Origin of the sequence: Sutterella massiliensis (assembly GCF_016899755.1) — a bacterium.
GTDB classification, from domain to species: Bacteria; Pseudomonadota; Gammaproteobacteria; order Burkholderiales; family Burkholderiaceae_F; genus Sutterella; species Sutterella massiliensis.
Window position 1 is genome coordinate 40,768 of sequence record NZ_JACJJC010000010.1, and the last position, 20,691, is coordinate 61,458.

At 61.9% G+C, this 20,691-nt stretch carries 26 protein-coding genes; all 26 read left to right on the forward strand.

Annotated features, from left to right (window positions below):
• Window positions 1-378 precede the first annotated feature (378 nt).
• On the forward strand, window positions 379-678 hold the full coding sequence (locus H6A60_RS07345; RefSeq protein WP_205102893.1) for a hypothetical protein: 300 nt from the start codon (window positions 379-381) through the stop codon (window positions 676-678).
• An 88-nt stretch (window positions 679-766) separates the two neighbouring features.
• Window positions 767-1,282: a hypothetical protein gene (locus tag H6A60_RS07350; RefSeq protein WP_205102895.1), complete on the forward strand. Its 516-nt coding sequence runs from the start codon at window positions 767-769 to the stop codon at window positions 1,280-1,282.
• A 55-nt stretch (window positions 1,283-1,337) separates the two neighbouring features.
• Window positions 1,338-1,823: a SycD/LcrH family type III secretion system chaperone gene (locus H6A60_RS07355; RefSeq protein ID WP_205102903.1), complete on the forward strand. Its 486-nt coding sequence runs from the start codon at window positions 1,338-1,340 to the stop codon at window positions 1,821-1,823.
• Window positions 1,820-2,830, forward strand: a complete 1,011-nt coding sequence (locus H6A60_RS07360; protein ID WP_205102905.1) for a hypothetical protein — start codon at window positions 1,820-1,822, stop codon at window positions 2,828-2,830. Before H6A60_RS07355 ends, H6A60_RS07360 begins: the two co-directional genes overlap by 4 nt.
• A gap of 18 nt (window positions 2,831-2,848) precedes the next feature.
• Window positions 2,849-3,604: a hypothetical protein gene (locus H6A60_RS07365; protein WP_205102907.1), complete on the forward strand. Its 756-nt coding sequence runs from the start codon at window positions 2,849-2,851 to the stop codon at window positions 3,602-3,604.
• A 138-nt stretch (window positions 3,605-3,742) separates the two neighbouring features.
• Window positions 3,743-4,228, forward strand: a complete 486-nt coding sequence (locus H6A60_RS07370; protein WP_205102909.1) for a CesT family type III secretion system chaperone — start codon at window positions 3,743-3,745, stop codon at window positions 4,226-4,228.
• 12 nt (window positions 4,229-4,240) lie between these two features.
• Window positions 4,241-6,193, forward strand: a complete 1,953-nt coding sequence (gene sctC, locus H6A60_RS07375; protein ID WP_205102911.1) for a type III secretion system outer membrane ring subunit SctC — start codon at window positions 4,241-4,243, stop codon at window positions 6,191-6,193.
• Window positions 6,190-7,806 carry a type III secretion system inner membrane ring subunit SctD gene (gene sctD, locus H6A60_RS07380; protein WP_205102913.1) on the forward strand — a complete coding sequence of 539 codons (1,617 nt, stop codon included), beginning with the start codon at window positions 6,190-6,192 and terminating at the stop codon, window positions 7,804-7,806. Before sctC ends, sctD begins: the two co-directional genes overlap by 4 nt.
• Window positions 7,807-8,013 carry a hypothetical protein gene (locus tag H6A60_RS07385; RefSeq protein WP_205102915.1) on the forward strand — a complete coding sequence of 69 codons (207 nt, stop codon included), beginning with the start codon at window positions 7,807-7,809 and terminating at the stop codon, window positions 8,011-8,013.
• Between the two features lie 14 nt (window positions 8,014-8,027).
• Entirely contained in the window at window positions 8,028-8,273 is a 246-nt protein-coding gene (locus tag H6A60_RS07390; RefSeq protein WP_205102917.1) for an EscF/YscF/HrpA family type III secretion system needle major subunit, read from the forward strand.
• Between the two features lie 60 nt (window positions 8,274-8,333).
• Complete coding sequence (locus H6A60_RS07395) at window positions 8,334-8,696, forward strand: tetratricopeptide repeat protein (RefSeq protein ID WP_205102918.1); 363 nt, start codon at window positions 8,334-8,336, stop codon at window positions 8,694-8,696.
• 159 nt (window positions 8,697-8,855) lie between these two features.
• Window positions 8,856-9,311: a hypothetical protein gene (locus tag H6A60_RS07400; RefSeq protein ID WP_205102920.1), complete on the forward strand. Its 456-nt coding sequence runs from the start codon at window positions 8,856-8,858 to the stop codon at window positions 9,309-9,311.
• A gap of 77 nt (window positions 9,312-9,388) precedes the next feature.
• A complete protein-coding gene (gene sctJ / locus H6A60_RS07405) occupies window positions 9,389-10,252 on the forward strand; it encodes a type III secretion system inner membrane ring lipoprotein SctJ (RefSeq protein ID WP_205102923.1) in 864 nt (287 codons plus the stop codon).
• Window positions 10,253-10,273: 21 nt separating this feature from the next.
• Window positions 10,274-11,086 (forward strand): SctK family type III secretion system sorting platform protein, encoded by an 813-nt coding sequence (locus tag H6A60_RS07410; protein ID WP_205102925.1) that lies wholly within the window; start codon window positions 10,274-10,276, stop codon window positions 11,084-11,086.
• On the forward strand, window positions 11,065-11,688 hold the full coding sequence (locus H6A60_RS07415) for an HrpE/YscL family type III secretion apparatus protein (protein ID WP_205102927.1): 624 nt from the start codon (window positions 11,065-11,067) through the stop codon (window positions 11,686-11,688). Before H6A60_RS07410 ends, H6A60_RS07415 begins: the two co-directional genes overlap by 22 nt.
• Window positions 11,689-11,701: 13 nt before the next feature.
• Window positions 11,702-13,018: a type III secretion system ATPase SctN gene (gene sctN, locus H6A60_RS07420; RefSeq protein ID WP_205102929.1), complete on the forward strand. Its 1,317-nt coding sequence runs from the start codon at window positions 11,702-11,704 to the stop codon at window positions 13,016-13,018.
• Window positions 13,019-13,050: 32 nt separating this feature from the next.
• Window positions 13,051-13,533, forward strand: coding sequence for a type III secretion system stalk subunit SctO (gene sctO, locus H6A60_RS07425; protein ID WP_205102931.1), 483 nt, complete (start codon window positions 13,051-13,053; stop codon window positions 13,531-13,533).
• A gap of 40 nt (window positions 13,534-13,573) precedes the next feature.
• Window positions 13,574-14,329, forward strand: a complete 756-nt coding sequence (locus H6A60_RS07430; protein ID WP_205102934.1) for a type III secretion HpaP family protein — start codon at window positions 13,574-13,576, stop codon at window positions 14,327-14,329.
• Complete coding sequence (locus H6A60_RS07435) at window positions 14,330-15,643, forward strand: FliM/FliN family flagellar motor switch protein (RefSeq protein WP_205102936.1); 1,314 nt, start codon at window positions 14,330-14,332, stop codon at window positions 15,641-15,643. It begins immediately after the preceding gene.
• A complete protein-coding gene (sctR, locus tag H6A60_RS07440; RefSeq protein ID WP_205102946.1) occupies window positions 15,633-16,283 on the forward strand; it encodes a type III secretion system export apparatus subunit SctR in 651 nt (216 codons plus the stop codon). Before H6A60_RS07435 ends, sctR begins: the two co-directional genes overlap by 11 nt.
• Before the next feature lie 34 nt (window positions 16,284-16,317).
• The gene (locus H6A60_RS07445) at window positions 16,318-16,650 is read left to right on the forward strand and encodes an STAS domain-containing protein (RefSeq protein WP_205102948.1); all 333 of its coding nucleotides are present in this window, start codon (window positions 16,318-16,320) and stop codon (window positions 16,648-16,650) included.
• Window positions 16,651-16,704: 54 nt separating this feature from the next.
• Complete coding sequence (locus H6A60_RS07450; protein ID WP_205102951.1) at window positions 16,705-17,133, forward strand: ATP-binding protein; 429 nt, start codon at window positions 16,705-16,707, stop codon at window positions 17,131-17,133.
• A 17-nt stretch (window positions 17,134-17,150) separates the two neighbouring features.
• Window positions 17,151-17,411 carry a type III secretion system export apparatus subunit SctS gene (gene sctS / locus H6A60_RS07455; protein ID WP_205102960.1) on the forward strand — a complete coding sequence of 87 codons (261 nt, stop codon included), beginning with the start codon at window positions 17,151-17,153 and terminating at the stop codon, window positions 17,409-17,411.
• A 15-nt stretch (window positions 17,412-17,426) separates the two neighbouring features.
• Window positions 17,427-18,251 (forward strand): type III secretion system export apparatus subunit SctT, encoded by an 825-nt coding sequence (gene sctT / locus H6A60_RS07460; RefSeq protein ID WP_205102963.1) that lies wholly within the window; start codon window positions 17,427-17,429, stop codon window positions 18,249-18,251.
• On the forward strand, window positions 18,248-19,294 hold the full coding sequence (sctU, locus tag H6A60_RS07465; RefSeq protein ID WP_205102965.1) for a type III secretion system export apparatus subunit SctU: 1,047 nt from the start codon (window positions 18,248-18,250) through the stop codon (window positions 19,292-19,294). The genes sctT and sctU overlap by 4 nt, the downstream gene beginning before the upstream one ends.
• A gap of 66 nt (window positions 19,295-19,360) precedes the next feature.
• Window positions 19,361-20,611, forward strand: a complete 1,251-nt coding sequence (gene ppk2 / locus H6A60_RS07470; RefSeq protein ID WP_205102967.1) for a polyphosphate kinase 2 — start codon at window positions 19,361-19,363, stop codon at window positions 20,609-20,611.
• Window positions 20,612-20,691: the final 80 nt, after the last annotated feature.

Here is a 20,691-nt window from a genome sequence, read left to right on the forward strand (position 1 = left end):
CACGCAAAGCAAAGGAGCTGCGCCTTCTTCAAGCTTGCACTTCCTGCGATCTGTTTATCTGCGGTTTAGGAAAAACCCTTTCGGCAATGGTTGCCGGCCGATTTGTCAGTACGATGAGCTAAAGACGCCGTGCTTTGTGCGCGCTCGGCCGAGGTTTTGCTGTGTTTTTACGCAGAATGCGAGGACAGCCGGTTCATTAACACGGAAACGGCGATTCGTTTGTATGTGATTCGACGGCCCTTGCGGACTTGAGTGCGGCTTGTCTTTTGTCGGTGCGGTGAACTGACGGAAAGCGATTTTTTCGGCCTGGCTGCCGCGCTATCGTGTCTTTCGGCAGTTTTGGCGGCAATGGTCGCGGCATTTGCTAAGGAGTTTTAGATGAGCAAAAAAATCGATTTGGCAAAACAGGCTCAAGCGCTCGAGCGCCTCAAAGCCGAATTTGAGCGGCTCAATCGTCAGTTCGACGAACTGAAGGCAGCTTCTGGTGTCGCATCGGACGACGAGCTTGTTGTTGATGAGTCGAAGCTGCCGCCCGAAGTACGCACCGCTTTTCTTGAGATGAAGGCGCAGGCCGAAAAGAACGGTCGAAATGCTGCGGCATCGATCGAAGCCGAGATTGCTGCCGACGAACCCGCGCCCGCCATGCGTCGTCCCCGTCGCGGAACTTTGGCGATCTGATCGACAAGCCTTCCCCCGAGAGCGGATGTTCTGCGGGGTGTTTCGGGGATCATTGCGAATTTGACAAGCTTTTATCGAGGAGTTCGTTATGACGGAAAACACGAGCGGCGTTACGCCGCTGAAGGAAATTCTTTCCATGATCGATCTCGGACCGACAAGCAGCGTACAGATGGCTTACGCGAAGCTGATGCTTGCGCAGTCGATGATCTGCAAGAACTCTGCCGAGCAGAAAATGGATCAGATCGAGCAGATTCAGGAAGAGCAGTCGAAGGTGGCCGAGTTCCTTTCGCAGGCACGCGTGCTGCAGGAAGAGGCCGATACGGGCAAAAAGTGCACGTCAATGCCAACCGATATGGTTGAGTTCTTCACTAAACACGATTTGGCGTATGACACAGCCAATAACGATTACGCTCATGACAAGGACCAGTGGAACGTAGCCATCCAGTCGCTCACGAATTATCAGGAGTCGATCAGCAATCAAACGCAGACGTTGATGGTCTATCTGCAGGACTTCATCAGCCAGTACAACTCGTACCTGCAGGGCGCCAACAGCGCCGTTCAGGAGGCGAGCAACGTTCTGACGTCCATTGCTACCGGCCGCTGACGCGGTTCTGCTCTTTCGGCACCGAGCAGCACAAAATTCGAAAAAGGAAGCAGTCATGTCCGAGCTTATGTTGTCTCAAGACGATCTCGTCAAACTTCTCGATCTTCTGAGCAAAGGCGCGAGCGTCGCGCAGCTTACCGGTGTCTCGAAGGAGACGCTTGAGGGCTTGTACGGGGTTGCTCGCAATCTCTACGTTGCGGGCAACTACAAGGATGCCCAGGTGGTTTTTCAGGCGCTTTCCATCTATGACGCCAACGACATGCGTTTTTGGATGGGGCTGGGCGGCTGTCGTCAGGCGCTCGAAGAATACGAACGTGCAGCCGAGGCCTATCAGATGGCTGCGGTTGCTTCGAATCTCAAGAATCCCGAGCCGCTCCTTTACGCCGTTCGCTGTCTCGTGAAGCTCAATCGCCGTGAGGATGCGATTGCCGGCCTTCAGGCGCTTCTCACCTTCGGCGGCGACGATAAAGACCCGGCGCAGGCGGCGTGCCTCAAGCAGGCAGAGGCGCTTCTGGAGATGCTGAAAGGAGCACAAAAGTGACTTCGGTTTCGGAACTCGGATTTAAGTCCATTTTCGGACAGTACGGCGCCACGATCGATGAAGAGGGCAAGCGCTCGGACAGCATCCGTCTTGGTGACGACGGCTTGCCCGTCATTGACGGAAAAGACGCTGCTTCGTCAGACGATTTGCCTGTTCTGCCGCTTTCGATGTCGGGCGTGTCCATCGATCAGCTTATGAAGGCGATCGCAGAAGAGGCGCGCCGCCAGGGCGTGCAGTCCGCCGTGGAGTCGCTCGAGATCGACGGCGATAAGATCGCTACCGAAGGCCAGAAGCGCTTGGAAGAGATCACTACGCAGCTCGAAAAGGCCTCCAAACAGTCCTTCTGGGACAAGTTCGTGAAGGCTTTCAAGATCATCGGTGCGGTGTTCGGCGTGATTGCGTCGGCGGCAACGGCTGTTGCGAGCTTTGCGACGGGCAACGTCGCGCTCGGCATTGCCGCGATCGTGGGCGTGCTTGTATCCGTTGACGGTCTCATGTCGGCAGCGTCCGACGGCAAGATCAGCTTGCAGGCGGGCTTCACCAAACTCGGACAAGCCATGGGGATGAGCGACGAAGCGGCCAACTGGTTCGGGTTCGGCCTTAATCTTGCGGTCATGGTGGCCGGCATTGCATTCAGCATTGGCGCTTCTGCTTCTGCGGGCGCGAGTTCGGCAGCCAATATGGCCGAGAAGGGTGCCGAGCTTGCGCTCAAGATGGGCTACATCTCGATCGGTGCAAATGCAGCTTCAGGTGTTTCGCAGGCAGGCGCTGCCGTCGGCGACGCTGCGCTCGCATTCATTCGCAAGGACATCGCCGACAGCAAGGCCAATATGGTCGATATTGATGCGATTCTCGAACAAATCCGAGCGAACATGAAGATGAAAGAGGATTTTGTCGAAGCGCAGCTGAAAGCCTCGCAGTCGATCATGGCCTCAGCCATGGAAATCGTGGAAAACAACGCACAGACTTCAACGTCGATTCTGACGGGGAGTCCTTCTTTGGCATAACGAATCGGAGGTCAATCCATGACCGTCGTTCAAACCGATTATTCCAATCGATACTACGAGGTCGATGCCGCCTTCAAAACTACGGGTACGGATACGCCCGATGCTGTCGGCGGCGACGAAGAAATTACCGAATCGGTCCGCAACCATCCGATGCATACGGCTCTGCCCGGGTTGCCGCCGGGTATTGAATGTCCGCTCGGGGGCACGCCGTCGCTTGGTGCATCCGTGCTTGCTCTCACGGGAGAGTTGGCCGATGAGATGCGTCGAATGGCAACCGAACAGCGCATGATGGAATCGCGGGCCATTGTTTCGGAAATGAAGTCGCAGGCCAACGAGATGCGCGAGCAGGCCAGGACCGCTTTCTGGACGAATCTTGCCGGCGCGGCGCTTTCGTTTGCTGCGGCGGGTATCTCGATTTTCGGTTCCGTGCGTGCCGGCAAGCTCGGTTCGCAAGTTGCAGAGGGCATTTCAGACGCAACTGCCAAAGCACAGCGTCAGGCTTCGGAAATACAGCAGACGCTGCAGCTTTACCAAGGCATCTCGCAGGTTGGACAAACGGCGGGATCTACGACGCAATCGCTCGGTCAGAGCGTCAGCACTTGGTACGAGGCGGCGATCAAGGAAATGGACGCGACGATCGAAGGGATGCGTGCATCCGTCTCGCAGCTTGAGAGTCTGGACGAAGCTTTGAAGGAAGTTATTCGCAAAGCCACCGAGTCGCAGCAGGCGATTCAGGAGAGCATGAATCAAACGCGTACGCGGATTCTGAGCTGAGGCCTGCATAGCGTGCGTACGGCGTCTGCCGTATGCTTGAGGACATGGCGCGGCCGAGTGCGAGCGGCCGCAGAGAGGGAAGTTGCGCGGCGCAACGGCTGCGCATTTTCCGCAAGTAGAACGTGGGAGAAGTTGAGGATGTTCGAGTCGTTAAGAGAAGCCGCCGAGGCGCTCTCGCGTGAAGCCGGCTGGTCGTCGCCCGTCTTTGATGAGGACGGGTGCTGCCGCTACGCGCTCGAAGACGGACTCGAACTCGCGCTCCTGAGTCCGGACGGCCGCGCGTTGCTGCTTCGTGCCGATCTCGGCGAAGCGCCCGATCTGCAAGGGCCTGACGCGTATGCTGCGACAGAGCGCTGGCGCACGGTGGGAATGCTCGCTGCAGCGTCGATGCGAGCACGGCGCTCGACCTTGGGCGCAGCAGACGGCCGTCTGGAGCTTTATCGACTTCTTTCGCTCGACAGGTGTACGTCCGAAAGTCTCGCGCAGGAAGCCGGCGACTTTCTGAACGACGAAGCCTGGTGGCGCGAGCGGCTTTCGGGCGAGGCGCCGGGCGCGTCCGGTGCATCACCTTTCTCCGCTTTTTCGATGCCTTCGAGCAGTTGGTTTACCGGTAATCCTTATTGAGGCGGGCGCAGGATGAACGCAAAGCGAACGGCCAAACATCTGCGAAGCGCGGCGGCGCTCACACTCTCGGCGATGCTCCTTGCTGCGCCGACGGGCACCGTCTCGGCGTCGAGCTTCACCGCGCCCTTTACGCACTATGCCGACGGACAGCCGCTCGGAGCGGTGCTCTCGAGCTTTGCTCGCTCGCAGGGGCTTCGCGCCGAAGTCGAGAGCGACGTAGAAGGCACGGTGAGCGGGCGCTTTTCGCGTGTTTCTCCTCGGGACTTCATGGGGGCGATGCGTGAAGCCTATGGTGTCGGCTGCTACGTGCTCGGCGACACGGCGCATTTCTACAGCCAGCGCTCGGTGAGAAAGGAATTCATCACGATTCCGAACGGCACGAACGACGGTCTTTTGACCGCGCTCGAGCATTCCGGGTTTGTGGCCGACGAGCTGCCGATCAAAACGAGTCCCGAGGGCGGCATGCTCATCGTCGAGGGCCCCGAGAGCTACATTACGCAGATTCAGGCTGCTGCAGCCGCCTATCAGGCTTCGCTTGCTGAAAAGGTCGAGATGCGCGTCTTCCCCCTTAAATTCGCTTGGGCAGACGACATCACGCTTGAAAACATGGACCGCCAGGTGACGGTGCCCGGCATTGCCTCGATTCTGCGCGGCATGGTGCTCGGGCAATCCGTGGGCGGAGAAACCGTCTCGGCCGGACGCGGCGCGAACGTACCCACCGTGCCGAGTCTCACGGGCGAGGGCCTCTCGCGGCAGAGCGTCTATCGCGAAAAGAAGGCCGCTCAGGTCTCTGCAGCTGCAGAACCCGCCTCGCCCGCAGCGGGCAACGTGAGCATCATGGCCGATCCACGCGTGAACGCCGTGCTCGTTTCGGACGCCGCTTACCGCATGCCCTATTACGAGAAGGTGATTAAGGAGCTCGACAAACCCGTGGAGCTCGTTGAAATTCACGCCGCGATCGTCGACATCGACACCAACGCGAGCCGCGACCTCGGCGTCAACCTGAGCGGGCGCGGCGGCAGCGGCAACTGGCAGGGCGGCGGCACCGCAGGTGCGGGCAACAGCGACGGATTCGATTCCGCGGGCAACCCCATCATCACGACGTCTTCCGGTTCGGCGGGCGGTATTCTCTCGACGATTTATACGCACGGCTCGGACTACTTCATGGCGCGCATCACGGCGCTTGAAGAGGAAAACGCCGCGCGCATGCTCGGCCGCCCCTCGGTTCTCACGGTCGACAACGTGCAGGCCGTGCTCGAGAACACGACGACCTACTACATTCCGCTTCGCGGCATTGAAGCCGTCGATCTCTATAAAGTCGAGTCGGGAACGGTGCTGCGCGTGACGCCGCACATTATTCACGGCGAAGACGGCAAGACCTCCATCAAGCTTGCCGTGAGCGTGCAGGACGACCAGAGCGATGCGGGATCGGGCTACCAGAATATCGGCGGAGAAACTTCGGATGCCATCACCGTCTCTCCCATCAAGCAGACCCGCATCAATACCCAGGCAATGGTAGGCGAGGGCGATTCGCTCCTCATCGGCGGCTACTACTACGAACAGAAAACCGAAGGCACGAGCGGCGTTCCGTTTTTAAAGGACATTCCGCTTCTGGGTGCTCTTTTCAGAAGCTCTTCTAAGAGCGGCCGTCAAATGGAGCGCCTCATTCTCATCACGCCGAGAATTGTCACGGCCGAGGTGGACAACGTGCCGACGCGCGTGCGCGTGAACGACTTCAAAAAGGGTGCGACCGACAACGACTATGAACTGCCGCAGGCTGACGACGAGCTGCCGCTCACGCTCGATATCCGAATGCTTGACGGCAGCGGCGAAGCTGAGAAGACGCCGCAAAGCGAGGACGGCGCGCGGGCGCTTCCCGTCACGACGATCACCCATACGACGGGCGTGCAGCCTGCCGAGGTGCTTGACGAAACCGAAGTGCTGACGTTGAAGGAGACGCCATGACGATGGGGAGCGGCGTTCGGCTTCGACTTTATTCCGGCGTCCACATGGGTGCCGAGATCGCGCTCACCGAGGGTCTCTGGGTGTTCGGCCGGGACGACTCGTGCGACATCGTGCTCGCCGATCCCGGACTCGCACCGCGGCACGCGGTGCTCGACGTCAAGGCGAGTGCGCTTCGCTACGAGAACCTCGACGGGCGCGTTGAGTCGCCCGAGGGCGAGGCGCCCGCTTCTGCCGAGCTCGAACCCGGACGCCTCTGGCGCATGGGCCCCGTGCTTTTTGCCTGGGCAGCCGAAGGCGCGGCCGAGAGTCTCTGGGAAGCGGTCGATGCCGAGCGCGCGAAATATGCGGCTGGCGTCGTTGCGGCGCGAGCGCAGACGGGGGGCGTAGAAAAGACGGCGCAGGCGCCTGCTGAGGACGAAAAGCGAGACGCCGCGCCGGTTAATGAGGCCGCTGCGAGCAGCCCGGGGGCAGACGAGCTCGCGAGCGGCGTCGCGGGAGCGGAGCGTGCCGCGAATAGAGCTCAAAGCGCGCACGACCGTTCGGGGCTCAAAACCTTTGCCGTTGTTATCGCCGTGCTTCTTTTCGCCGGCGTTGCGGCGCTTGCCAGCGATTCGATGCGGCTGCGCACGGAAGCGTTCCTGATTGAAAAGGGTGCGCCGCAGGCGGCCGCGGCGATCGAGCGCATTTGGGGTGAAGGTCTGACGCCCCAGGAAGGCAAGGAGCGCGCGGCGGCGATTGCCGAAGCGCTCGCGGCGGCCGGTTTCGAGGGCGTCGTGCTCGAGACGAATGCGACAGCCGAGGTCTGCGGCGACGGTCTTTGGCGCTTGACGGGGGCGGTGACGGACGACCGCGAGCGTGGCCGACTCGTTAGTTTTGCACGCTCGCAGTCCGTGCCGCTTGCGATCGACGTGCGCGTCGAACGCGATGCGACCGATACGCTTGCCGCGGCCTTCAACGCACTCGGGTTCTGGCCTGAAGTGACGGTCGAGCGGCGGGGCCACAAAGACGGCGCCGCAGTAGCCGATGGGACTGAAGTGCAGGATGCACTTGTCGTTGCGGGCTATATGCGGACCGCTTCGGTTGAAGAAAAGGCTTTTGCAGATGTCCGGGCGGCGCTCCCCGGTGACGGTTCGCGTCGCGCCTATCGGCTCGAGCGCCGAATTCGGCACGAAAGCGACTTGGCGCCTCGGATTGACGAAGCGCTCAAAGGGGCGGGGCTTCAAAGCATGCGGGTCGAGTACCTGCCGGGGGCGCTGCAGCTTCGTGCGGCAGCGGCCGGCGCATCGGCGCAGTTCGATCGAGCGGTTGAAGTGATCAGAACGGCCGTCGACGTGCCGCTCAGAATAGAAAGAGGGGCGGCGCAAGCCGAAGCGGTGCCCGAGCCGCCTCAAAAAACCGCGACCGCACCCGTTTCGGGCGGCCCCGACTTTCGCGTGACGGCCGTCTCTGGGAGCGCCATGAAGTTCGTGACGCTCTCGACGGGCGAAAAGGTTTTTACGGGCGGGCGGCTGCCGGGCGGCTACACGCTCGAAGCGATTTCCGCCGAGCGCCTCGTGCTCGTGAAAGACAACAAGCGGATCGTCTATCCGCTCAAATTGAAGGAGAAGCACTGAATGACGACATTTGTATCCGCAGCGGACGCCGCACGCGACGCGTCCTATGAAGATCGGCGCCGCATTCAAGACGAAACGGCCGACATGGCCGTGCGCCTGAGACGCGAGATGGACGCGGGTTTGTCGCCCGAGGACATGAAGCGCGCGCAGGCTGAAAAGGCGGCCGTCGATGCGGCGGCCGACATCCTCGAAAAGCTTTTCAAGTAATCGGAGGCTTCACTATGTCCGACCTCAACATCAATCAAATGTTCCAGTCGCTCGTGGGCTCGATCGAGACGTACGGGGCCGACCTCCAAAAACAGATGAACGCGATCGGCGGCGACGGTGAAAATGCGCAGCTGAGCGACACGGACCTCCTCAAGATGCAGTTCCAGGTCAATCAGTACAACACGCTCCTTGAGATGACGTCGACCGTGTCGAAAGCGCTTGTCGACGAAGCCAAGCAGATTGCGCAGCGAGCGAACTGATGCACGTCGAAACGCCGGCTTCAGCGGCCGGAGAGAAGGACAGCCAAAAGGAAAAGAACCATGCTTACGAACGAGGACGTGCGGCGTCTGCTCGATATTGCCGCCGCAGGCATCAACGCGGGTGAAATCGCGTCTGCGAGAAAGATTTGCGAGGGCGTCATTGCCGGGCACCCGGAACACGCGCCCGCGAAGATCCTGCTCGCCCTTTCGCACATTGCCGTCGGCGAGTACGAAGCCGCGGATCTGATCCTCAAGGACGACGTGCTTCAGAAGACGCCGAACGATCCGGATGCGCTCGTGTACCTGGGACTTTCGGCGCACCTTGCGGGCCGCAAGGACGAGGCGGTCGAGATCCTCGGGCGCGTGCCCGCGGATGCGCCCGCTCAGCGCCTCGCGGCAGCGATTCTTGAAGAGAACGCCTGAGGCGGCTGCTGAGCGCGGGAAAGGCGCTCCGAAGCGCGATCGACTGCAACGGCTGCGGTCGGTCGCCTTGAAGTACGGAGTGCAGTAGAAACCCCGAGCAAAGCGGCCAAGCGAAACTTGGACGGACAGTTTCGGCAGGCATCGACAGGGAAGCACGCGATGACGATCGGCGTTGATCTCGAGACGACACGCCGCCTCGTCGAGGCGGCCGAGGCCTTTTTGCGCCCGCAGGGCGAGGGGCTTGCGGCCGAAACGCGTGCGCCCGTGCCGCGGGAGACGGCAGAGGCGTTTCGCGCGCTTTTGGAGCGTCCCGAAGGTGCTCGATCCAATCCGTCGGCCGAGACGCTGCGGGCGAGCGAGGGCGCTTCGGAGAGCGTTCGCGTGAGCGGTGTCGAGGGCAAGATCGAGCCCGGGGCGCCCGATCGCGTTGAGGCGCCGCAGCCGCACGAGCAGGCGGCCGACCTTTCGTCGATTCGTCCCGAGCCCCTCAGTCCCGTCGAGCTCTATCGCCTGCAGTTCTCGGTCAACATGCATGTTTTCGAAACGAAGGCGATGAAGGGCGTTCGTGATGCCGCCGCGTCGCGTCTTGACGAGATCGTTCGGTCCTCGGGCTGATGCGAACGCAAAGAATCTCACCCGTTGATGTCCGTATAGCTCGAGAGAGCGTCCGAAATAAGAAAAAGAGAACCGATATGAAAGCGTTTACCAACATTGAGGACGACCGCAAGGCGCGCGCAGGCGCTGCTCGCACGACCTTTTCGCTGTGTCTGCGCCGCACGGCGGTCGTGCTTGCGGCCGCTTCGGTGCTGCTCCTTTCGGGCTGCAAATCCGAGGTCTATCAGGGCCTCACCGAACAGCAGGCCAACGTGATGATGTCGGTGCTCATGAAGCACGGGATCGTGCCCGAGAAAGCGGCTTTGAAGGAAGGCTATTCGCTCTCGGTCGAAAGCAGCCAGGTTGCGAGAACGCTTGAACTCATGCGTGAGAACAACCTCCCGCGGCCCGCGTTTGAAAACATGGGTGAGATCTTTGCCGCCAAGGGCATGATTTCGTCCTCGACCGAAGAGCAGGCGCGCCTCACGTACGCGCTTTCGCAGGAACTTGCCGAGACCTTCTCGCAGATCGACGGCGTGCTCACGGCGCGCGTGCACGTGGTGCTGGCAACGAGCGATGCGGCCACAGGGCAAACAACCCCGGCCTCTGCCGGCGTCTTTTTGCGCTACACGCCCGAATCGCAGGCGCCGGACCTCGTGTCGCGCATTCAGGTTCTGACGGCCAATGCCGTGCCCGGACTCGAGAGCAGCCGTGTTTCCGTGATGCTTGTGCCCGTTCGTGAAACGGCAACCATTCCGATGGCGCCGCAGGCCGAAGGCGGCCTCTCAAAGTATGCGGCCGCATTTGCGGGTGTTCTCTTTGCGCTTTCGCTCGGCGCCTTGGGGGCTGCGGGCGTGCTCTACCGGCGCGCCAAAGCGGACGTCCCCGGCGCGTCACGCAAAGCGGACAAAGAAGACGGCAAGCCCGCAGGACGCGATGCCGTGCGTCCGGGCGGGTTCTGACGCCGCCGGAGGACCCTTCGCATGAAGCCCGACTTCTTTTCCGAGGAACTCGGCCGCCGCCCGGCGCTTTTAAAGCGCATCGTGCGCTTTAATGCTGCCGCCGCGCGTACGCCCGGGGCGGCCCTCGGCCGCGGTGCGTCCCCTTCGCTGGCGGCGTTCGCGCCCGACGCGCAGGCGTCCTGGCGCAGCGCACTCGCGCGCCGTCCGGCGCTCGAAGCCGCCTATGCGGATTACGCCGCACGCGCGGCCGGCTCGGAAAGCAGCTTGGAAAGCGAATCGGAAATCGGTGAAGGGAACGCGACGGCTTCGGGTTTCTGGGATTTTTCCGAGCCCTCGCGCCGGCTCGCGCTCCTCTCGAGCGACGCGCTTTCGCGCCTCGGTCGCTCTGCAGCAGCGGCCGTTCTCGGGCACCAAATCGCGACCGTCGTCGAGAAGCGCTCGCGCATGGCGCTCCAGGCGGCGATGGGCGAAGACCTTTACCGCTTTGCCGTACTGCGCGGCCGCTTTATGGCGGGAAGCCTTGCGGACGACGCACGCCGTTGGCGCGCCGACGAGGCGCTCGAAGCGCGCTTTGCGGCCCTGCCGGCAACGCTATTGGACGTTGTTCGCTCGAGCTGGCCGGAACCTCTTCGCGTCCGGTCCGAACCGATTTTTCTGGATGCGCTCGGGCGCGTCGCGTTGGCGCCCGTCGATCGTGTCGAACGCGCAGCCCGCGAAACGGCCGGCGATCCCTTTGATGCGGCCGATCCGGCAGTGCGGCGGCGCGTCTGGCTTTTCATGAAAAAACTCATTGCGCGGGAGCTCGACCCCTCATGGCTCGTCTATTTCGATTGAATCGCACCACGCTCCCCGTACCCGCGGCGGGCGTCAAGGTGATTAAGGCCGACAAATACGCTTCACTTCTCGAGGCGACTGAGATCGTGCGGGCGGCCGAGGCGCGCGCGGCTGAAATTCTTGCGCAGGCTGAGGCCGCCTATAAGAAGCGCTACGACGAGGGCTACGCCGACGGCGTCGAAGCCGGGCGGCTCGAGCACGCTGAGAAAACGATGGAAACGGTGCTCGCTTCGGTTGAATTCATCGAGAACATCGAGAGCACGGTCGTAAGCGTCGTGAGTCAGTCGGTTCGCAAAATCGTGGGCGAACTTGACGAAGACGAGCGTATCCGCCGCATTGTCGCGACGGCGCTCTCGCACGTGCGAGGCGAGCAGAAAGTGGTTGTGCGCGTCTCGCCGCAGGACGAACCGGCGGTGAGCGCGGCGCTCGCGAACTTCTCTTCGGGCGTTGCCGCGTCGAGCGCCTTTCTCAATGTCGTTGCCGACCCGCGCTTGAAGCCGGGCGGCTGCATGCTCGAGAGCCCCATGGGCGTTATCGATGCGTCGCTTGAGACGCAGTTGAAGGCGCTCGAAGCGGCTTTCAGCGCCAAGATCAGACAGTAAGGACCTTCGGCTTATGGCCTTCGAATACATCGGTTCCCTTTTGGAAGAAGCCGTTCGCACGACGCAGACCGTCGAAGTGCGCGGCCGCGTCGAACAGGTGGTCGGCACGATCATCCGCGCGGTGGTGCCCGGGGTAAAAGTGGGCGAACTCTGCATTCTGAAGAACCCGTGGGAGCAGTTCGAACTCAAGGCCGAGGTGGTGGGCTTCATCAAGAACGTGGCGCTCTTGTCGCCGCTTGGCAGCTGTCAGGGCGTTTCGCCCGCGACCGAAGTCATTCCGACGGGTGAAATTCTCTCAATTCCGGTGGGGCCGGAACTTCTCGGGCGCGTTCTCGACGGCCTCGCGCAGCCCTTGGACGGCGGTCCCGTCCTCAAGTGCCGCACGCACTATCCGATCTACGCGCCCGCGCCCAACCCGATGACGCGCCGCGTGATCTCTAAACCCTTGACGCTCGGGCTGCGCTGCATCGACGGACCGCTCACCTGCGGCGAAGGGCAGCGCATGGGCATTTTTGCGGCGGCGGGCGGCGGCAAATCGACGCTCCTCTCGAGCATCCTCAAAGGCTGTTCGGCGGACGTCTGCGTTCTGGCGCTCATCGGCGAGCGCGGCCGCGAAGTTCGCGAGTTCATCGAAAAGGACATCGGTCCCGAAGGGCTCAAGAAGTCGGTTTTGGTCGTTTCGACCTCGGACCGCTCGTCAATGGAGCGCTTGAAGGCCGCGTACACGTCGACCGCCATTGCGGAGTATTTCCGCGACCAAGGCAAAAGCGTGCTTCTTCTGATGGATTCCGTCACGCGCTTTGCGCGTGCGCAGCGCGAGATCGGTCTCGCGGCGGGCGAACCCCCGACGCGCCGCGGCTTTCCGCCTTCGGTCTTTTCAGAGCTGCCGAAATTGATGGAACGCGCGGGCAACAGCGACAAAGGCTCGATCACGGCGCTCTACACGGTGCTCGTTGAAGGCGACGACATGACGGAGCCCGTTGCAGACGAAACGCGTTCGATTTTGGACGGTCACATCATTCTCTCGAGAAAGCTCGCGAGCAAGGGACACTATCCGGCCGTCGACGTCGGGCAGAGCGTTTCGCGCGTAATGAATGCGATCGTGACCAAAGAGCACAAGGATGCCGCAAAGCGCCTGCGCCAGATTCTCGCCAAATACGCCGCCGTCGAACTTCTCGTGCAGATCGGTGAATATAAGCGCGGCGCCGACAAAGAGGCCGACGAGGCGATCGATCGCATCGATCGCGTCAACGCGTTCCTCAAGCAGGGGCTCGGTGAGAAGAGCACCTTCGAAGAAACCTTGAGCGGCATGATCCGCGCCGTTTCCTGACGAGGGACGGTGCGGGCTGAGGAGAACGGGCGATGAGCGAAAAGTACCCTTTGGATGCGCTCCTAAATGTGCGCCACTATCGCGAGAAAGCCGCAGAGCGCGGAATTCTCGCTGCGCGCCATGCACTTGAAGCGGCCAAAGGGCGCGTTGAGGCCGAGAAGCGCGATTTCGAGGCGTGGCGTGCGTGGCGTGCGGCCGAAGTTGAGCGCCGCTACAAAGCGCTCCTCGGACACCCGATTCCGATTGACGGACTGCTCGGCTTCAATAACGGCCTTGCCGCACTTGATGCGCGCGCGCTCGAATTCGAGCTCCGCATTGCCGAGGCGCAGAAGGCGCTTGAAGAAGAGACCGCGAAGCTCGAAGCGGCAAAACTCGCAGCCAAGCGGGCTCGGCAGAATGCGGCCAAAATTGAAAAACACAAGTCGATTTGGGCCGAAGAGGCCAAGATCGAGGCCGAACGCGCCGAAGAGCGCGAATTCGAAGAATTTAAGCCGTTGTCCTCACCAGCGGACTGATGGACGGAGAGACTGACGAGAGGCCTTTCGAGGACGAGACATGACAACGAGCATTCACGATATGCATGAGCCGAGCGGCGCTTACGGGACGTTCGGGGCTGAGGAGACCGACCGGCCTTCGAACGCGTCGAAGGACGTGCGCCGCGACGACGCCTCGCTCAAGGCCGATGCCGACTATTTCCGCGAAGCGCTCGAGCGTCCCGCCGAACGGTTCGCTCGCGCGGCAGAGGCGGATAAATCGGGTCGGGACGGCGCAGCGGCCGAGGACCTGAGCGAACTTTTTCGCTTCGAGAAGTCGACTGCGAAGAAGCCCCTTGAGGACGGCCGCGCGGCTTCGGGCTTCGAACTCGAAGCCGTGCTCGCGCGAGGCGAGGCGGACGCGCTCGCACGGTTCGGCGCCACGGGCGCGGCAGGCGCAGAATCTGCCGGCGCCGCGAAAGGCGCCGGTGCGCCTGCGGGCGACGAGGCGCTCGAAGCGCTCGTTTCCCGCATCCTCGTGGGCTCGCCCGAGCGCGGCGGCACCGAAGTGCGCATCACGCTCGACGCGCGCGTGCTTGCCGACACCGAAATTTCGCTCGTGCGCGGCACGGACGGGCTCTTAAGCGTTCGGATTGCATCCGAGAATCCCGCAAGTTTTCAGACGCTTGTCGCCGCGCGCAACGAACTTGCCGAGCGGCTGAGCGCACTCGAAAAGGGGCCCGTCGCCGTGACCGTCTCGGCGCAGGCCGAGTCCGAAAACAACGACGCGCGCCGCGAATCGCGCGGGCGTACGGATTACGAACCGGAGGAGCTCTAAATGGCGGCAGCGGATTTCAAAAGCGGGGCTTCGGGCGTTTCGCCCTGGCGGGTACCCGCGCGTTCGCCCCTTGCGGTGGGCTTTTTCAACGCGGCTAGCCGCCTCGGCACCCATTGGCGCGCGGCGCTCGACTGCGGCGCAGCGGGGGCGCCGGAGCGTACGGTCGCCCTTCGTCTTCTTTCGCCCGCAGCCTGCGCGGCGCTTGAGGAACGATTCCGTACGGGCGAGGCGCCGCTGCCCGAGGTCCGTCTCGAGATGACCTTTGCCGGCGCGTATTGGACGCTCGGCCTCTCGAGCGCGAGTCTTCTTTCTTTGCACGGGTTCTTTGCCGACGAGGAGATGGCCGGGATAGATCCGCGCTCGCTTCCCGAACCGCTTTGTGCGGCCGTGGCTGACGAACTCACGCGCCCGGTTCGCGAAGCGCTCGGCCGGCTGCTTGGCGACGCCGTATCGCTCGAGCGGTTCGCTTTCAGAGCGCCATCCGTCGAGGGCCGGGAAAGCGCGCTGCCTGCGCCGCTCGCGGCAGCGTTTGCGCTCGACGTGCCGCTTGACGCTGCGGCGACAGCGCCCGCAGCCCCCGCGTCCGGGGCCGTGAAGATGCGGGATGCCCAATCCGTGCTTCTCACGCTTTTTGCGCCGCTCGCACGCGAGGGCGAGAAAGCGCGCCTTGCGGTCGACGCCTTCAATCGGCTTCTCGCCGCGCTGCGCGCGCTGCAGGGGCAGGGAGCGGCTGCGACGGCGGACGACGCGCTCGTGAGCGAATCGGCGCTCGTTTTCGAGGCGGCTTTCGTTGCGGGCCGAACGACGCTTTCGCAAAAGGAATACGCGGGACTCGCAGCCGGGGACGTGATTGTCGCCGACGCATGGCTCCCCGCCGAGAACGCGCTTGAGCTCTGCATTCTCGGTGCGGGCGGGCGCGCCTGGTGCGCGCCCCTGCGGCTAAACCCGGAACTTAACGAAGCGGCGCTTGAAGCGGACCTTGAAGACGCGGCGGGCGCGATGCATGCGGCGGCAGCTGAGGTGCGCCGCGAGGAGAAAGAAATGCTCAATACCGACGAACTCGATGTCACGCTCACCTTTGAAATCGAACGCCAGGCGGTGAAGCTCGGCGACTTGAAGCGCATGAAGGCGGGTTACGTGATGCGGCTCGCAGCCGATCCGGCCTCACCCGTGACTGTGCTCGCCAACGGCCGCCCCGTGGCGCGCGGGCGCCTCGTGGATGTCAACGGCGTGCTTGGCGTCGAGCTCCTCGAGTGCGCGGGCGAAGCTGCCGAATCGGCCGAATCCCCGAGCGGAGCCGCCAATGACGATTGATCCGATTTGGCTCATTCTTGTCGGCGCGGGGCTCGGGCTGCTGCCGCTGCTCCTCATGATGACGACCTCCTACGTGAAGATCGTCGTCGTCCTGATGCTCGTGCGCAACGCGCTCGGCATCCAGCAGATCCCGCCGCAGATGGTAATCAACGGGCTTGCCATGATTCTCTCGGTTTTCATCATGGCGCCCGTGGCGAGCGACACGATGACGCTTCTTGAAAAGGAAGCCGTTCAGGTCGAAGATTTGAAGCCCGCCGACGTCTTTACGATTGCCGAACGGGTGTCGCCGCCCTTGAAGACGTTTCTCGAAAAGAACACCGACGATCGCGTGAGCGGGATGTTCGTGACGACGGCGCGCCGCATTTGGCCCGAACACATGCACGCCGACGTCGCCAAGGACAACTGGGCCGTGCTCATTCCGTCCTTTACGCTCACGGAGCTCACGAAGGCGTTTCAGATCGGGTTCGTTCTCTATCTTGCCTTCATCGCGATCGATCTCATCATCTCGAACATCCTCTTGGCGATGGGCATGATGATGGTTTCGCCCATGACGATTTCGCTGCCCTTCAAACTGCTGCTTTTCGTGACGCTTGACGGGTGGCTCAAGATTACGCAGGGCCTGCTTTTGAGTTATCACTGAACGCGAGGCCGTCAAGAATTTTAGGAAAAAGAAGATGCAGATCACGAATACACAGGAAGCGGGCACCGCGGTGCTCGGCGTGGCCGGCAGCCTCGACGCGACGAGCGTCGCGGACTTTGATGCCGCCTGGAAGCTCGCGCTCGACGAGGGCGCCGAGAAGCTCGTCGTCGATTTGAAGGGCGTCGACTACATCAGCTCGGCGGGTTTGCGCGGCATTCTCCTTCTTGCCAAAACCGCCAAAGCCAAATCGGTGCGCGTGGGCTTTACGGGACTCGCCGGCATGGTGGCCGACATGTTCAAGCTTTCGGGCTTTCTTTCGATCCTTGCGGTCTTTCCCGATGTGAAAACAGCGGCCGAAAGTCTTTAAGCCGCACCTAAAGCGAGTACTTGCCCGCAACCGCTCCAACAAAGAGAGGCGCTTATGCCGACCATCACCGTTCCGGCCCGCATCGAAAATCTGGGCTCGACCAAGGACTATCTCAAAGCGGCGATCCCCGCGGAATTTGCCGCGCAGACTTCGAACGTGCTGCTTGCAGCCGAGGAACTCCTCGTGAACGTCTTCAGCTACGCGTATCCCGAGGGCGAAGAGGGCGAAGCGATGGTTTCGCTCAACGTACGAACGATCGACGGCGAAGAGAAGCTTGTTTTCGAGGTGCGCGACTGGGGCAAAGTCTTCAATCCCTTTGAAGAGGCGCCCGTGCCCGACATCACGGCCGAGCTCGACGATCGTCCGATGGGCGGGCTCGGGATTTACCTCATCAAGCAGATCTCCGAAGCGCAGAGCTGGCGCCTCGTCGACGGCGCCAACTGCATCGAGATCGTCTTCGGCCGCACGCCCAAGGCCCTTTGACGGACGAGGGGAGAGCCATGAATTCGATCGCGATCGACTACGCGTCCGAGTGCCTCTATCTGGTGCTCATGATTTCGCTGCCGCCCATTGTCATTGCATCTTTGATCGGCATTGTGCTGAGCCTCATTCAGGCGGTGACGCAGCTGCAGGAGCAGACGCTCGTTTTCGGCGTGAAGCTCATTGCCGTTGTCGGGACGCTTTTTGTCTTGGGCGGCTGGATGAGCCGGGAAATTCTGCAGTTTGCTGCTGAAATCTTCGAGCGGTTTTATCTGCTCTGAGAACGGACTTTCGGCATGTCGATCGCGGACTTTCTCTCGGCATACGACCCGCAGGCGCATCTGGCGGCTTTTGTGCTCGGCTCGACGCGCCTCACGGTCTTTGTGTCCGTTGCGCCTTGCTTCGGTGCGGCGCGCCTGGAGATGACCGCGCGCTCCGCTCTCGTGATTGCGCTCTACATCGTGCTGCATCCGGCCGTCGTTGCGTCGCTGCCTGCGGAACTCTTCCCGATTTCGGGGGCGAGCTGGGTGCATCTCGCGGGCTTAATGTTCAAGGAGGTCTTCATCGGCTTCGTGCTCGGGTGGCTCTCCGGTCTCGTTTTCTGGGCCGTCGAAGGCGCGGGGTTCTTCATCGACAACCAGCGCGGCGCCGGGATGGCGGCCGAACACGATCCCATTACGGGGAGCGAGACGTCGCCGACGGGCGAATTTCTCCTTATGAGCACCGTGTACGTCTTTTTTGCTTCGGGCGCATTCTGCGCAATGCTCGCGCTCCTATACGGCACCTACGAAATCTGGCCCGTGGGGGCGTGGCTCCCGGCGGCGCTCTTTGAGAAAGCGGGCGCAGCGCTCTTTTTCGGGGAGAAGCTCGCCGACCTCGCGCTTCAGATCGTGCTCATATCCGCGCCCGTCGTGCTCGCGTGCCTCTTTGCCGATGCGGCGCTCGGGCTTGTCAACCGTTTTGCGCCGCAGCTCAACGTCTACGTGATCGCCATGCCCGTGAAATGTGCCGTGGCGTCCTTCCTCTTGATCTTCTATTTCGCGATTCTTCTCACCGATGCGTCCGAACGCTTTTCGGCCTTCGGTCTTGATCTCTCCGTTTTGAGGACGATGCTGCAATGAGCGACAAGACCGAACAACCGACACCGAAACGATTGCGGGACGCCCGCGAAAAGGGCGATATCTGCAAGGGGCAGGACGTCGCGCCTGCGGCGACCGTGCTTGCCGTGGCGTTTTACTTGATCGGGAACGCCGAGACGATCTGGCAGGAATTCCTCGAACTCGTCGAAGTGCCTTTTTCCGTCATGCACGAGCCCTTCGGCGAAGCGCTCGCCAAAAGCGCGGGCGTGATCGTCGATGCGTCGGTCGGCATCGTGGCGCCTTTGGTCGGCATCGTCATGGGGGCGGCGCTTGTGGTGCTTCTTGCACAGACGGGTTTCCTGTTTGCGCCCAAAGCGGCCGCGCCCAAACTCGAGAACCTGCATCCGAAACGCTGGTTCCAGCGCGTCTTCTCGATCAAGAATTTATTCGAGTTCGTCAAAAACGTGCTCAAGGTGCTCATTCTCGGCGCCATCGTCTGGGTGGTGTTTGAGAAGTACTTGCCCGTCCTTTTCGGGGTGCCCAAGGGCGGCATCGGCGCCATGTGGCTCACGCTCGGCAGCGCCATGGGCGAATTCCTCATCTACACGGCGGGCGCTTTTGCCCTCATTGCGGCAGTCGACTTTCTCTACCAGAAGTACAAGTGGACGCAGGACCACATGATGAGCATCGATGAAGTGAAGCGCGAATTCAAGGACTCCGAGGGCGACCCGCAGATCAAGGGGCAGCGCAAGCAGCTGCATCGGGAACTCATGAACCAGAATACGCTTGCCAACGTGCGAAAGGCCAAAGTGCTCGTCGTCAACCCGACGCACTTTGCCGTGGCGCTCGACTACGATGAAGAGAAGACGCCTCTGCCGGTCATTCTCGCCAAGGGCGAGGGGGCGCTCGCGCTTCGCATGATCGAGGTGGCCAAGGAAGAGGGTGTGCCCATCATGCGCAACGTGCCGCTCGCGCAGGCGCTCTTCCGCGACGGCACCGAGAACGCCTACATTCCGAAAGACCTGATAGCGCCCGTTGCGGAAGTGCTCCGGTGGGTGAAAAGTCTCCAGGCGGGCGCGCGGTAAAAGCGCACGAATATAGGCATCTGCGGATTTCGGCAGAAAAATTCATTTCAAGGTTGAGGGGAGAAGATGTCAACAACGAAAAAGACGAACGAAGCCGCGTACGAGCGAATTGCCGTGCCGGACTTCGATTCCGGCAAGGACGCGGCGGCATTCGTGCGCGAGTCGATTGATGCATTTAACGAAGAATCTTCGGAAGCGGCCGTTGCACGCTTTGCCGCGTCGCTTGACCGCACGGGCCGGGAAAAGCTTTTTGAGGCGCTCCTCATGAAGGAAGCGCAGGAAGTGGCCGCCTTGCGCGAAAAGCGCAAGGCGATCTATGAGCTCGCCGACGGGTACAGCCGCGGAGAATATCCCTACAAAAACCGCTATCCCGAGAAGCTTTACGAAGAGGAGCTCTTTCACCTGCAGGTCGAGCTTTTGAAGCTCCAGGAATGGGTGAAGCGCACGGGAGCGCGCATCGCGATCGTTTTTGAAGGGCGCGATACGGCGGGCAAAGGCGGCACGATCGGGCGCTTTACCGAGCACCTGAACCCGCGCGGCGCGCGCATCGTGGCGCTGCCCAAGCCCACCGAAGTCGAGCTGCGCCAGTGGTACTTCCAGCGCTATGTGGCCCAGCTTCCCAATCCGGGCGAAATCTGCTTCTTCGACCGCTCCTGGTACAACCGCGGCGTCGTGGAGCCCGTGATGGGCTTCTGCACGCAGGCGCAGACGGATCTCTTCCTGAGCGAAGTGAGCTACTTCGAAAAGAGTCTCGTTCGCTCCGGCATCACGCTCATCAAGTTCTGGCTTTCGATTTCCAAAGAAGAGCAGCTTCGCCGCTTCCGCGACCGTCAGGTGAATCCCCTGAAGCGCTGGAAGCTCTCGCCCGTCGACATCGCTTCGATCGACAAGTGGGACGACTACACGCGCGCGATGCAGGCGATGTTCCGCGCGTCGGACTCGCCCGAGGCGCCCTGGACCGTCATTCTTAACGAGGACAAGCGCCGCGGTCGTCTGAACGCAATCCGCGTTCTCCTGAAGTCGATCAACTACGACGGGCGCGACCTGGAGAAGATCGGCGCGATCGACCCGCTCATCGTCGGGCGCGCGGGCCTGCTCCTTTCGGACGCCGAAGAAACGCTCTTTTCAACAGGCGCCATGACGAACGCACTCGCGAGCGGCCACGTCGCTTCGCATGAACTCGCCAAGAAAACCAAGCAGGATCCGAAGGAAGAACTCAAGCGCGCCAAGCGCATTGAAAAGCTGCAGGCGGAAGTGAAGAACGCGATGCGCAGCAAATTCACGGCGAACTTGACGAAGAAAAAGAACGGGAAGTAATGCCCGGAAGGCTGCCTCCTCGGGCGCGAGGCAGCCTTCAAGCGAGATTGCGCTCGAGCGGAAGGTTTCGGTCGACCGCG